The sequence below is a fragment of the Streptomyces sp. NPDC030222 genome (assembly GCF_055573115.1).
On record NZ_JBVICA010000018.1, the window covers coordinates 22,291 to 35,752 of the forward strand.

The following is a 13,462-nucleotide window of genomic DNA, read 5'->3' on the forward strand; positions in this document are numbered from 1 at the left end:
CTTCGTGGACACCTTCGCCCTGGTCGTGACCATCGCGGTCGCGCTCGGCTTCACCTACACCAACGGATTCCACGATTCCGCGAACGCGATCGCGACGTCCGTGTCGACGCGGGCCCTCACTCCGCGGGCCGCCCTGGTGATGGCCGCGGTGATGAACCTCGCGGGTGCCTTCCTGGGCAGTGGCGTCGCCAAGACCGTCAGCGAGGGGCTGATCGAGACGCCGACCGGCGACCGGGGCATGGGCATCCTCTTCGCCGCGCTGATCGGCGCGATCGTGTGGAACCTCATCACCTGGTACTTCGGGCTGCCCTCGTCGTCCTCGCACGCGCTGTTCGGCGGCATGGTGGGTGCGGCGCTGGCCGGCGGGACCGAGGTGATCTGGTCCGGGGTGGTCGACAAGGTCATCATCCCGATGTTCGTGTCGCCGGTCGTCGGCCTGCTGCTCGGCTATCTGGTCATGGCCGGGATCCTGTGGATGTTCCGGCGCGCCCACCCGGGCCGGACGAAGCGGCACTTCCGTATAGCGCAGACCGTCTCGGCGGCGGGCATGGCGCTCGGTCACGGTCTGCAGGACGCGCAGAAGACCATGGGCATCGTGGTCATGGCCCTCGTCATCGCCGACGTCGAGGACGCCGGTGCACCGATCCCGACCTGGGTGAAGATCGCCTGCGCGGTGATGCTGTCGCTCGGTACGTACGCGGGTGGCTGGCGGATCATGCGGACGCTGGGCCGCCGGATCATCGAGCTCGACCCTCCGCAGGGGTTCGCGTCCGAGACGACGGCGGCGTCCGTGATGTACACGGCGTCGTTCCTGTTCCAGGCGCCGATCTCCACGACGCACGTCATCACCTCGGCGATCATGGGCGTGGGGGCGACCAAGCGGGTCCAGGCCGTGCGGTGGGGTGTCGCGAAGAACATCGTCCTCGGGTGGTTCATCACGATGCCGGCGGCGGCGTTGGTCGCGGCGGCGGCGTTCGGTGTCGTGAACCTGGCGTTCGGCTGAGGCGCGGCGCGTTCGGCTGAGGCCTGGTGGCTTCTCCCCTGACCCGCCCCTTCCCGAAACTGGGGTGAGCCCCCAGGCCCCGGGTCGTTGCGGCTGCGAGGCAATGACGACCGGTCCCGACCCGGTGGGACGAGTCGAGTCCAAGTAAGCGTCCCACCCCAAGTCGCCCTGCCGCGCGAGGCGGAAGCCGTGGCGGGGCGCAGACGAAGGATGGGCCCGCCCCCTGGTTGGGGGCGGGCCCATCTGCCGTGCGGTGGCACCGCCATGCAGCACCGCAGGCAGTTCCGGGGGGCGACGGTCAGCCGAAGCGGCCGGAGATGTAGTCCTCGGTCGCCTGGACGGACGGGTTGGAGAAGATGCGCTCGGTCTCGTCGATCTCGATCAGCCGGCCGGGCTGGCCGACCGCCGCGAGGTTGAAGAACGCGGTGCGGTCGGAGACACGGGCCGCCTGCTGCATGTTGTGCGTCACGATGACGATCGTGAAGCGCTCCTTCAGCTCACCGATCAGGTCCTCGATGGCGAGGGTGGAGATCGGGTCGAGGGCGGAGCAGGGCTCGTCCATCAGCAGGACCTGCGGCTCGACCGCGATCGCGCGGGCGATGCAGAGACGCTGCTGCTGACCGCCGGAGAGGCCGGAGCCGGGCTTGTTCAGCCGGTCCTTGACCTCGTTCCAGAGGTTGGCGCCCTTCAGCGAGCGCTCGACGACGTCGTTCAGCTCGCTCTTCCGGTACTTGCCGTTCAGGCGCAGGCCCGCCGCGACGTTGTCGTAGATCGACATGGTCGGGAAGGGGTTGGGGCGCTGGAACACCATGCCGACGGTGCGGCGGACGGCGACGGGGTCGACGTTCGAGCCGTACAGGTTCTCGTCGTCCAGCATCACCTTGCCCTCGACGCGGCCGCCGGGGGTGACCTCGTGCATACGGTTCAGGGTGCGCAGGAAGGTGGACTTGCCGCAGCCGGACGGGCCGATGAAGGCGGTCACGGAGCGGGGCTCCACGGTCATCGAGATGTCCTCGATGGCCTTGTGGGAGCCGTAGTAGGCGGTCAGGCCGCTGACGTCGATTCGCTTGGCCATTTCACATCACTTCCAGGAGGCCTCAGCGGCCGGTCTTCGGGGCCTTCCAGCGGGCGATGCCGCGGGCCACCAGGTTGAGAATCATGACGAAGGCGATCAGCACCAGGGCTGCTGCCCAGGCGCGGGCGATCGAGGCGTCGGTGCCGACGGCGTACTGCTCGTACACGTACAGCGGCAGCGAGGACTGGGCGCCTTCGAAGGGGTTCGGGTTGATGAGCTTCGTGCCGAAGACCAGCAGGAGGACGGGGGCGGTCTCACCGGTGATACGCGCGACGGCGAGCATCACACCGGTGGTGATGCCACCGATGGCGGTCGGCAGGACGACCTTCAGGATGGTCCGCCACTTCGGTACACCGAGAGCGAGGGAGGCCTCGCGCAGCTCGTTGGGGACGAGCTTGAGCATCTCCTCCGTGGAGCGCACGACCACCGGCATCATCAGGATGGCGAGGGCAAGGGCGCCGGCGAATCCGGAGGGGCCGAAGCCCAGCATCAGGTTCCAGGTGGCGAGGACGAACAGGCCCGCGACGATCGAGGGAATGCCGGTCATGACGTCGACGAAGAACGTGACGGCACGGGCGAGTGTTCCGCGTCCGTACTCGACCAGGTAGATCGCGGTGAGCATGCCGATGGGCGCGGCGATCACCGTCGCGATGAGGACCTGCTCGATGGTGCCGAGGAGGGCGTGGTAGATGCCGCCGCCGGGCTCGGCGTCGAGGACGCCGTTCATGGAGTGGCCGAGGAAGTAGCCGTCGAGGACCTGCAGGCCCTTGGAGACCGTGACCCAGCTCAGGGAGAGCAGCGGTACGACGGCGAGGACGAAGCAGACCCAGACCAGGCTGGTGGCGACGCGGTCCTTCGCCTGGCGGCCGTTCTCGACGGCGGCGGTGATCACGTACGTGGCGATCACGAAGACCAGCGCGGCGATCAGGCCCCATTGGACGCGGCTCTGCCATCCCGCCGCCAGGCCGATGCCGCAGCCGGCGGCGACGGAGCCGACCGCGATGGCGGCCGGGGCCCAGCGCGGGAGACGCGCGTGTGAGAGCGGTGCGTTGCGCACGGCGGCCACCGGACGCTTGTCGTGGACGACCTGGCTCATGCGTTGGCCCCCGAGTACTCCTTGCGGCGGGCGATGATCGCGCGGGCCGCACCGTTGACCAGCAGAGTGATGACGAAGAGGACGAGACCGGAGGCGATCAGCGCGTCCCGGCCGAACTCGTCGGCCTCGTTGAACTTGGCGGCGATGTTCTGGGCGAAGGTGCCGCCGCCGGGGTCGAGGAGGTGCCCGGAGATGACGAAGCTCGGGGAGAGGACGACGGCCACGGCCATCGTCTCGCCGAGCGCACGGCCCAGGCCCAGCATGGAGGCGCTGATGATGCCGGAGCGACCGAAGGGGAGCACCGACATGCGGATGACTTCCCAGCGGGTGGCGCCGAGGGCGAGCGCGGCCTCTTCATGCATGCGGGGCACCTGGAGGAAGACCTCACGGGTCACGTTGGTGACGATCGGCAGGATCATGATCGCCAGGAGGATTCCCACGGTGAACAGGTTGCGGGCGACGCCTTCGGTGGTCTTCTCGAAGATGTACGTCCAGCCCAGGTACTCGTTCAGCCACGAGTTCAGGCCGCCGAGGTACGGCACCAGGAAGATGGCGCCCCACAGGCCGTAGATGATGCTGGGCACGGCGGCGAGCAGGTCGACGATGTAGGCCAGCGGGCCGGCGACCTTGCGCGGTGCGTAGTGGGAGATGAAGAGCGCGATGCCGATGGCGACCGGCACGGCGATCAGCATCGCGATGACCGAGCTGACGATCGTGCCGAAGGCCAGGACGGCGATGCCGAAGACCGGCGGGTTGCCGGCCGGGTTCCACTCGGAGGTGGTGAAGAAGTTCGCGTCGTCCTTCGAGATGGCGAGCGCGGCACGGTAGGTGAGGAAGCCGCCGATCGCGGCCATGATCACGAGGAGTGAGATCCCGGACCCCCGGGACATGCCCAGGAAGACGCGGTCGCCGAGGCGGCTCCGTCCGGCGCCCGCACGATCTCGGTCGCGGGGCGGCGGTGGTGTGGTGGTGGTTGCGGTATCCATCGGGGTCTCCGGTCTGCGGAGCCGGTGGGCTCCTGGCGGCGGTGCACCGGATGCCGGGGCCGGCCCGGGATTGGGCCGGCCCCGGCCGGACATCAGGACAGGTTCGGGACGATCTGACGGACCTTGGCCGCCACCTCGGCCGGCAGCGGCGCGTATCCGGCCTCGGAGAGGACCTTCTGGCCCTCATCGCTGACGGTGTAGTTGAGGAACGCCTTCAGGGTGGGCAGGGTCTCCGCCTTGTTGCCCTTGTCGCAGGCGATCTCGTAGGTCACCAGGATGATCGGGTAGGCGCCATCGGCCTTGGTCGTGTAGTCGAGGGACAGGGCCATGTCGTTGCCGGTGCCCTTGACCTTGGCCGCGGCGATGGCCTTGGAGGCGTTCTCGGTGGTCGCCTCGACGGGGGCGGCGGCACCGGTGTTCAGCTTGACGGTCTTGATGGACTGGGCGGTGGCGTACGACAGCTCGAAGTAGCCGATCGAACCCTGCGTCTGCTTCACCTGGGCGGCGACACCGGAGGAGCCGTTGGCGGCCTGGCCACCGGGGGCGAGCCACGACTTCGACTTCGGGTCGTGCTTCCAGTCCGACGCGGCGGCCTCGGACAGGTACTTGTGCAGGTTCTGGGTGGTGCCGGACTCGTCCGAGCGGTGGAAGGCCTGGATCGCGGCATCGGGGAGCTTGACGCCCGGGTTGAGCTTGGCGATCGCTGCGTCGTTCCACTTGGTGATCTTCGAGTCGAAGATCTTCGCCAGGGTGGAGGCGTCGAGGACGAGGTTGTCCACGCCGTCCAGGTTGTAGCCGATCGCGACCGGGCCGCCGACCATCGGGAGGTTGATGCCCTGGCCGCCCGTGCAGACCTTCTTGGACGCCTCGACCTCCTCCGGCTTCAGCGCGGAGTCGGAGCCGGCGAAGGCGACCTGTCCCTGGTTGAACTTGGTGATGCCGCCGCCGGAGCCGATGGCCTGGTAGTTGATCTCGACGCCGGAGCAGGCCGCCTGGAAGTCCTTCACCCACCGGTCCATGGCGTTCTTCTGGGCCGTCGACCCGGCTGCGAGCAGCTGGCCCTTGGCGTCGTCGCACTTGATGTTGGACGCGGCAGTCGTCTTGTCGCCGCCGCCGGTACCGCCGGTGGAGCCGGTGTTGTTGTCCGAACCGCACGCCGTGAGGACCAGGGCGCCGGAGACGGCGAGGACGCCGAGCGCGGTGGCGCGAAGCCGGTTCTTGCGCTGAAGCTTCACTTTCGGGTGTTCCTTCCAGGAGCCGCCGGTTTCTCACTTTGTACGGCGGCGTGCGAAGAGGGAGGGGGCGCACTCGGTCGAGCTGCCCACCGTGACGACTCGAAATTAGGCAGGACAGGTGAAGCGGCCGACGGGGGAGAGTGAACGGAAGGTGAACCATGCCGGACGGCGTGGTGCCGCGCCTCCACTCGGATGTTCACGCGGAGTGAAAGATCGACAGCAGAGCGTGGAGGAGGTCCTGGTCGCGGGGCTGCGTGAGACGCCGTCTGGCGGCCCGCGGTGGCAGCCACGCCACCTGGTCGACTTCCCGGCTCGGTTCGAAATTCCCCCATTCGGGTGCTTCGGCTGCCCAGTATGCAACCTCCTTCGGGCGGCCGTTCGCCCAATAGCGGACGGTGGGCAGCGGGGGACCGAGCGTGCACCGGATCCCGGTCTCCTCCAGCACCTCGCGGACCGCGCACTCGCGCAGCGTCTCGCCCCGCTTCAGCTTCCCCTTCGGATGCGACCAGTCGTCGTACTTGGGGCGGTGCACCAGACAGATCTCGATCCCGGCGCCGTACGGCAAGAGGCGGGGGCCGGGAGGCCGGAAGTGGCCGCCGGTGGGATCGGTGTCGTCGCCGGCCGACAGGAAACCGCTGCCGGGCGCCGGGGCGCCGCCGCCGGACGGCGAACGGCGCCAGAGCACGCACCCGGCGGCGAGTACGGGGGTCGCGCCGGAACCGGCCATGTGCGTGCCGGCGGAGCTCATCAGGTGACCGCCACCGCCGGCTGCCACGCCTGCTGGAACGCGAACCGGGCCGCCTCCACCTCGTGTCGCTGGTCGGCGTGCAGCACGCCGAGGGCGTAGGCGGTGGCCGGGGCGATTCGCGGGGTCCTCGCGGCGGAGGCGGCCGCCGTGGCGGCCTCCGCCGCGTCCCGGTGCCGGTCCAGGGCGCGCGCGGCGACGCGCAGCCGTTCCGCGCCGGGGTCCGTCCCCGTTGCGGGATCCGTCCCGGTCCCGGGGTCCGTGCCCGTTGCGGGATCCGTCCCGATTCCGCGGCCCGTGCCGGCTGCCGAGCCGACGGTGCCGTGGGTGTCGGCCGGGGTGGCCGTGGCGGGCGCGCACCGGCCGAGCACCTCCTGCGCGTACCGGTGCAGCCTCAGCTGGAGCCGCACCTGGAGCCAGGGGGCGTCCTGCGCGACGGACTCGGCGAGTCCGTCGACGAGGGCCTCGGCGTTGTACGGGTGGGCGGCGCGCTGCAGGGGCAGCGCGGCCACCGCCTCCGTGAGCTTCCGCTCGGCGAGTTCGGCGACGGCCGGCAGGACCTCGGCGGCCGACGCGTCGGCCGCCGGGCCGAGGGGCACGTCGGAGGCCAGTAAGGCGACGGCGTCCGCGACGGCGTGGAACCGGGACGAACCGAGGGCCTGCAGCGCCGCGGAGTGGGCGCGGTTCCGGGCAAGGGTGAGCTGCCGGTCCAGGAGCGCGCCGGCCCGGGCCGCGCCCACGTTCACGGCCCCCCGCTGGGCCCCCGCCACCGCGGGTGCCACCGGGCCGGCCGCCCGGTCGCCGTCCGGATCGGTACGGGGAGCCGGGACGGGGCGGGTGCCGCTGAGCCGGGACAGCGCGTCGAGCAGCCGGGCGAGGCGTGCCGCGTACGCGTGCTCGCGGGCCAGCGTGCCGGACAGCCAGGCCAGCTCCGTGCGCAGGTGGTCGGCCCAGACGGGGTCGAGCAGCGGCCGGAAGGTGTGCAGCGTGGCGCTGATCCGCCGGGCCGAACACCTGAGCGCGCGTACGGCCGCCTCGGACTCCTCGGCGGCCGGCCCGCTCTCGCTGTGCCGCCGCAGGCTCCGCAGGAACTCCGCGGCCCGCTCGTTCAGGTAGGGCACGACCGCCTGTCCGGCGGGAAGCCCGGGAGTCATCGCGACGAGGACGCCCTGGCCGGTGATCGCGCCGTGGGCCGCCGTGCCGCCGTAGCCGCCGGTCGTGCCGTCGGCGGTCGTGCCGTCGTCGGCCGTGCTGTCGTCGGTCGCGGGGGACGTCGTCCCGGCCTTCCGAGGCTCCCTTGCAGCCGGGGCGTCCGGAGCGACCGCGTCGGACCCCGAAAATCCGAAGTGCCCGGGGGCCCCGGGGAGCCCGGCGGTGAGGGCCGGGGCACCGTCGGTGCTCGGACGGGGCGCGAGCAGCGAGGTTTCCGGTCGAGCGCCGGGGACCGGCATGCCGGGTGCCGGCTGCCGCCCCGTGGGGTGTAGGTCCGTAGGGGGCCGGGAGGTGGGCAGAGGGATCGCGTCAGGGTTTTGCACGCCGCCGCCTCCGGGCGTCGATCAGCATTTCCTGGATGTGGGGCAGCTGCTGCCCGTCCCCGTCCGTCGAGTGCCGGGTCCAGTTGCCGTCGGGCCCCAGGTGCCAGGAGGACGTGGTGTCGGCCATGCCGGTTTCCAGCATGCGCATGAGGGATGCGCGGTGCGCGGGGTCGGCGACCCGCACCAGCGCCTCGATCCGCCGGTCGAGGTTGCGGTGCATCATGTCGGCGCTGCCCAGCCACACCTCGGGCTCTCCGCCGTTGCCGAAGGCGAAGATCCGGGAGTGCTCCAGGAAACGTCCGAGGATCGAGCGGACCCGGATGTTCTCCGACATACCGGGCACCCCGGGGCGGAGTGCGCAGATGCCGCGCACCCAGACGTCGACCGGTACACCGGCCTGCGACGCCCGGTAGAGGGCGTCGATGATCGCCTCGTCGACCATCGAGTTGGCCTTGATGCGCACGGAGGCGTGCCGGCCGGCCCGGTGGTGCGCGATCTCCTTGTTGATGCGGGAGATCAGACCGTCGCGCAGCGACTTGGGGGCGACGAGCAGCCGGCGGTAGGTCTCGCGGCGCGAGTAGCCGGACAGCCGGTTGAACAGGTCGGAGAGGTCCGCGCCGACCTGCGGGTCGGCGGTGAGCAGGCCGAGGTCCTCGTAGAGCCGGGCGGTCTTCGGGTGGTAGTTGCCGGTGCCGACGTGCGCGTAGCGACGCAGCGTCTCGCCCTCCTGGCGGACGACCAGCGACAGCTTGCAGTGGGTCTTCAGACCGACCAGGCCGTAGACCACGTGGCAGCCGGCTTCCTCCAGCTTCCGCGCCCACTTGATGTTGGCCTGCTCGTCGAAGCGCGCCTTGATCTCGACGAGGACGAGGACCTGCTTGCCGGACTCGGCGGCGTCTATGAGCGCGTCGACGATCGGCGAGTCGCCGGAGGTCCGGTACAGGGTCTGCTTGATCGCGAGGACGTCCGGGTCGGCGGCCGCCTGCTCCAGGAACGCCTGTACGGACGTGGAGAACGAGTCGTACGGGTGGTGCAGCAGCACGTCCCGTTCGCGGAGCGCGGCGAAGATGTCCGGTGCGGAGGCGGACTCGACCTCGGCGAGGTCGCGGTGGGTGCCGGCCACGTACTTCGGGTACTTCAGCTCGGGCCGGTCCTGCGCCGCGATCCCGAAGAGGCCGGTGAGGTCCAGCGGCCCGGGCAGCGGGTAGACCTCGGACTCGGAGATCTTCAGCTCGCGGACCAGCAGGTCGAGGACGTACGGATCGATGGACTCCTCGACCTCCAGCCGCACCGGGGGCCCGAAGCGGCGCCGCATGAGCTCCTTCTCCAGGGCCTGGAGCAGGTTCTCCGCGTCGTCCTCCTCGACCTCCAGGTCCTCGTTCCGGGTCACCCGGAACATGTGGTGGGCCAGGATCTCCATGCCGGGGAAGAGCTCTTCCAGGTGCGCCGCGATGACGTCCTCCAGCGGCACGTACCGCTGCGGCGAGGCCTCCAGGAAGCGGGACAGCAGCGGCGGGACCTTGACCCGTGCGAAGTGGCGGTGGCCGCTGACCGGGTTCCGCACCACGACGGCGAGGTTCAGGGACAGGCCGGAGATGTACGGGAAGGGGTGTGCCGGGTCAACGGCCAGCGGGGTGAGCACGGGGAAGATCTGCTGCCGGAAGAGGGTGAACAGGCGGGCCTGCTCCTTCTCGGTCAGCTCGGGCCAGCGGATGAGGTGGATGCCCTCGTCGGCCAGGGCCGGGGCGACGTCGTGCTGGAAGCACGCGGCGTGCCGGGCCATGAGCTCACGGGAGCGGGTCCAGATCAGGTCCAGCACCTCACGGGGCTGGAGGCCGGACGCGGAACGGGTGGCGACGCCGGTGGCGATACGGCGCTTCAGGCCGGCCACCCGGACCATGAAGAACTCGTCGAGGTTCGACGCGAAGATCGCGAGGAAGTTGGCGCGCTCCAGCAGCGGGGTCGCCGGGTCCTCGGCGAGTTCCAGCACCCGCTCGTTGAACGCGAGCCAGCTGCGTTCCCGGTCCAGGAACCGGCCGGGGGGCAGCTCTCCGGCACCGGCCTCCTCTTCGTAGCTGTCGAGGTCCGAATCCACCTCGGGCTCGAGTTCGGAGACGGTGGCCGTCACGACGTGCTGCCGGTGCGCGGCTATGGAGCCGACGGACGGCTGGACGTTCTGGAGCGGGACCTCGGCGCTGGGCTGCTGGCTCATATACCCATTGTTCCGCGCAGAGGGGGTTTCGGGCGCGTCGGAGTCCACCGAAATGATCGCGGGTCTCAGCTTCCGAGGTGAGGGCACGGCGGGCTGCATTCCGTGAGCCTCGCAAGCGCGTCTGAATGCCCGGTAACGGGGACATGACGTGCGGGGTACCCGGGGGTACCCCGCATGCGTCGATCATGTCGGCCGGTGGTGGCGGGCCTGGTCAGGCGTGCCTGCTGCGCAGGACGCGGAACGCCGCGCAGAGCACTGCGGCGGTGAGGGCGAGCGCGATGCCGGTCTCGACGAGTTGGATGGGCCAGAGGTGCGAGGAGGGGTGGTAGTCGACGAACTCCTGCACCGGCCGCCCGAGCGTGGCCATGCACGCTTCGGGGGCCTGGTCAACGGGGCACTCGTCCCAGGCGAGACGCTCCCCCTCGGCGTTCACCATGCCGAACGTGACCCACCAGTTGGTTCCGGAATCCGGGCTGTCGCCGACGACGGTGAGCACCGGCCAGAAGTACGGACGGAGCACGATCGCCGCGAGCACCGTCCCGGAGGTCACCGCGCCCGCCACGGCCATGGCGAGGAACGCCCGGCGCAGCAACAGCCCGGCCAGGACCCCGATCGCGAGCCCCAGCAGGGCATGGGCGGGCGCGGTGGTTCCGGTGGCCGCGTACACGATCTTGTCCCACAGTACGAACCAGTCCTGCGGGAGGGCTTCCCGGCCCCACCGGAACGCTGCGCCCGTCAGGAGCGCACCCGCAGAGACGATCACGGCGACCAGCAGCAGCCTGGCCGTGAGCCATCGGGCAGGGGTGCCCGACTGGGTCCATGCCAGCTTGTACGTCCCGGACTCCAGCTCGCGGCCGACGAGCGGTCCGGCCGCGAACGCCGCGACGGCGACGGGCAGGACCATGAGGGCCAGACCGGCGTACTGGAGGACCAGCCGCAGCCAAGTGCCGACGAACCCGTAGACCGCGCCCGTGTCGTCACAGAGGGCGTCGCTGATGCACAAGCTCTCGCTGTGGGGCGCATAGGTGAGACGCAGCACCGCCAGCGCCCCGATCCCCACCACGAGCAGTCCCAGCACGCTCCACAGCGCCGTGCGGTGCTGGCGTACCGCGACCCAGTACGGGCCGCGCAGCGTGAGTGCGCTCATGCCGCCACCCCCGCCTCGTTCGCGTCCCGGCCGGCCGCGCTCGGTGTCAGCAGCGGTGGCGCGTCGGGGGCGCGCAGGTGGGCGAGCAGGAGGTCCTCCAGGGTGGGTTCGACGGTCTGCCAGTCGTCGGGGAGGCGGCCCTCGGGACGTACGAGGGCGGTGAGCTGACGACCGGTCGTGCGGGACTCGACGACGGTGTGCGGTGCGAGGTCGCGGACCGGGCCGGTGACGAGGGCGTGTGCGGCGACGATGTCCTCGGCTTCGCCGCCGAGGCGTATCCGGCCGCCGTCGACGAGGAGGACGTAGTCGCAGGCGCCCTCCAACTCGGTGAGGATGTGCGAGGACATGACGACCGTGGTGCCCCGTTCGGCGGTGTCGGCCATGAGCGTACCCATCATCCGGTGCCGGGCGAGCGGGTCGAGGTCGGCCATCGGCTCGTCCAGGAGCAGGAGTTCCGGGCGCTTTCCGAGGGCCAGGGCGAGCGCGAGCCGGGTGCGCTGGCCGCCGGAGAGGGAGCGGACGCGGGCGCGCGGGTCGAGGTCGTCGGCGATGCGTGCGGCGGTCGCGGCGTCCCAGCGGCCGGGGTTGAGCTCGCCGCCCAGCCGCAGTGTGTCGGCGACGCTGAGCTGGGGGTAGAGGGGCTTGTCCTGACTGACGTAGGCAATGCGTTCGCGGGCAGTGGCAGGGTCGGTGCCCAGCACGCGGATGCTGCCGGAGCTGGGGCGGACCAGTCCGGCGGCGAGCGCCAGCAGGGTCGACTTGCCGGCGCCGTTGGGGCCGACGAGGGCGCAGACGCGTCCGGCGGGCAGCCGGAACGAGCAGTCGTGCAGCGCGGGGCCGCGCCGCCGTCCGTAGCGCTTGCCCAGCCCGGCCGCCTCGATGGCGGAGTCGGTCATGCGGGTTCCCCCTTGTACGTCTGGTCCAGTACGGACGTGAAGAGCGCTGCCACGTCGTCCCGTTCGAGGCCGTCGCGCTGTGCGCGGGCCATCCAGTCGGCGAGTTCGGCGCGGAGCGGTGAGTCGGCCGGTGCGGTCCGGCCGAGGGTGCGGCGGACGAAGGTGCCGAGGCCGCGGCGGGCTTCGACGAGACCTTCGCGCTCCAGTTCGCGGTAGGCCTTGAGCACGGTGTTCGGGTTCACGGCGGTGGCCTCCACGACCTCGCGGGCCGTGGGGAGGCGGTCGCCGGGTTCCAGGAGTCCCAGCCGCAGGGCCTGTTTGGTCTGTTGGACGATCTGGAGGTACGTGGCGACGCCGCTGCGCCTGTCGATGCGGTATTCCACGTCGAGGCCTCCACCCTTTCACTAATTGAGTAGTGAAAGGGTGATCCAAAAGAGGGGTGCTGTCAACCGACAGCACCCCTCGGGGGTTTCGGGGCCACCGCGGACACGGCGGCTCGGGACCGGCTCGGGGCCGGATCAGGATCGGCTCGGGGTCGGATCAGGACCGGCTCAGGGTCGGATCAGGACCGGCTCGGGGTCGGATCAGGACCGGCTCAGGATTCCGTTCGGTACATCAGGTCCACGTCGTGCACCGTGAAGCCCAGCCGCTCGTAGACGGAGACCGCGGCCTTGTTGTCCGCGTCGACGTAGAGCATCGCCGTGGGGAGCCGCTGCGCCGCGAGGTGGCGCAGCCCGATCGCGGTGAGGGCCTTGCCGAGGCCGCCGCCCTGGGCGTCCGGGCTGACGCCGAGCACGTACACCTCGCCGAGCTGCTCCTCGGCGTGCACCTTCGTCCAGTGGAAGCCGACGATCGCGCCGTCGCTCTCGCGCACGGCGAGGAAGAAGCCCTTGGGGTCGAACCACGGCTCGGCCTTGCGGTCGTCGAGGTCGCGCTGGGCAAGCGAGCCCTGCTCGGGGTGGTGGGCGAACGCGGCCGCGTTGGCGGCGAGCCAGGCCTCGTCGTCGTCGCCGGGGACGAACGCGCGGACGGCGACGCCGGGCGGCAGGACCGGCTCGGGGAGGTCCGCGGTGCCCTCCAACGGGCGGCGCATCTGCCGCAGTTCCCGGAACAGGGTGAGGCCGAGCACCTGTGCGAGATGACGGGCGGCGGACTTGCCGCCGTGCGCCCACACCCGCAGCCGTTTGCCGGAGGCGCCCAGCAGCGCCGAGCCGAGCGCCCGCCCGTGGCCGCGTCCGCGGTGGGCCGGATGCACGACGAGTTCCGCGGCGGGGGCCTCCACCGGGTCGGTGTCCTCAAGTTGGGCGTATCCGGCGAGTTCCCCGCCTTCGGTGAGCAGCAGGTGCGAGACGCCTTCCCGCCGGCCGCCGCGCAGCCGGAGCCGTCCCTGCTCGGAGACGGCCTGTGCGCCGTCGGTGCGGGCCGCCTCCGCGAGCAGTGCCAGGACGTCCTGCGCCTGCTCGTCGCTGAGCTCGTCGAAGGTGTTGATCTCGCGTCCGGGGTTGAGTGCGGGTGGCACGTTCGTCATGTGT

12 protein-coding genes are annotated in these 13,462 nt (G+C 71.0%); 1 reads left to right on the forward strand and 11 read right to left on the reverse strand.

Features of this window, described 5'->3' with window-relative positions; all coding sequences use genetic code 11:
- Window positions 1-4 precede the first annotated feature (4 nt).
- Window positions 5-1,003 carry an inorganic phosphate transporter gene (locus ACZ4Z5_RS23965; protein ID WP_468265996.1) on the forward strand — a complete coding sequence of 333 codons (999 nt, stop codon included), beginning with the start codon at window positions 5-7 and terminating at the stop codon, window positions 1,001-1,003.
- A gap of 298 nt (window positions 1,004-1,301) precedes the next feature.
- On the opposite strand, the gene pstB is transcribed toward ACZ4Z5_RS23965, so the two are convergent.
- From pstB to mshD, 11 genes are all read right to left on the reverse strand, one after another.
- A complete protein-coding gene (gene pstB / locus ACZ4Z5_RS23970) occupies window positions 1,302-2,078 on the reverse strand; it encodes a phosphate ABC transporter ATP-binding protein PstB (RefSeq protein ID WP_468265998.1) in 777 nt (258 codons plus the stop codon).
- 22 nt (window positions 2,079-2,100) lie between these two features.
- The gene (gene pstA, locus ACZ4Z5_RS23975; protein ID WP_468266000.1) at window positions 2,101-3,174 is read right to left on the reverse strand and encodes a phosphate ABC transporter permease PstA; all 1,074 of its coding nucleotides are present in this window, start codon (window positions 3,172-3,174) and stop codon (window positions 2,101-2,103) included.
- Window positions 3,171-4,160, reverse strand: coding sequence for a phosphate ABC transporter permease subunit PstC (gene pstC, locus ACZ4Z5_RS23980; protein ID WP_468266002.1), 990 nt, complete (start codon window positions 4,158-4,160; stop codon window positions 3,171-3,173). The genes pstA and pstC overlap by 4 nt, the downstream gene beginning before the upstream one ends.
- Before the next feature lie 92 nt (window positions 4,161-4,252).
- Window positions 4,253-5,395, reverse strand: coding sequence for a phosphate ABC transporter substrate-binding protein PstS (gene pstS, locus ACZ4Z5_RS23985; protein ID WP_468266004.1), 1,143 nt, complete (start codon window positions 5,393-5,395; stop codon window positions 4,253-4,255).
- 196 nt (window positions 5,396-5,591) lie between these two features.
- Window positions 5,592-6,122: an NUDIX hydrolase gene (locus tag ACZ4Z5_RS23990; RefSeq protein ID WP_468266237.1), complete on the reverse strand. Its 531-nt coding sequence runs from the start codon at window positions 6,120-6,122 to the stop codon at window positions 5,592-5,594.
- A 20-nt stretch (window positions 6,123-6,142) separates the two neighbouring features.
- Entirely contained in the window at window positions 6,143-7,294 is a 1,152-nt protein-coding gene (locus ACZ4Z5_RS23995) for a CHAD domain-containing protein (protein WP_468266239.1), read from the reverse strand.
- A gap of 367 nt (window positions 7,295-7,661) precedes the next feature.
- Window positions 7,662-9,887 (reverse strand): RNA degradosome polyphosphate kinase, encoded by a 2,226-nt coding sequence (locus ACZ4Z5_RS24000; protein ID WP_468266006.1) that lies wholly within the window; start codon window positions 9,885-9,887, stop codon window positions 7,662-7,664.
- Between the two features lie 211 nt (window positions 9,888-10,098).
- Window positions 10,099-11,034 carry an ABC transporter permease gene (locus ACZ4Z5_RS24005; RefSeq protein WP_468266008.1) on the reverse strand — a complete coding sequence of 312 codons (936 nt, stop codon included), beginning with the start codon at window positions 11,032-11,034 and terminating at the stop codon, window positions 10,099-10,101.
- A complete protein-coding gene (locus ACZ4Z5_RS24010; RefSeq protein WP_468266010.1) occupies window positions 11,031-11,930 on the reverse strand; it encodes an ABC transporter ATP-binding protein in 900 nt (299 codons plus the stop codon). Before ACZ4Z5_RS24010 ends, ACZ4Z5_RS24005 begins: the two co-directional genes overlap by 4 nt.
- Entirely contained in the window at window positions 11,927-12,313 is a 387-nt protein-coding gene (locus ACZ4Z5_RS24015; protein ID WP_468266012.1) for a GntR family transcriptional regulator, read from the reverse strand. Before ACZ4Z5_RS24015 ends, ACZ4Z5_RS24010 begins: the two co-directional genes overlap by 4 nt.
- Before the next feature lie 212 nt (window positions 12,314-12,525).
- Window positions 12,526-13,458: a mycothiol synthase gene (mshD, locus tag ACZ4Z5_RS24020; protein ID WP_468266014.1), complete on the reverse strand. Its 933-nt coding sequence runs from the start codon at window positions 13,456-13,458 to the stop codon at window positions 12,526-12,528.
- Window positions 13,459-13,462 lie beyond the last annotated feature (4 nt).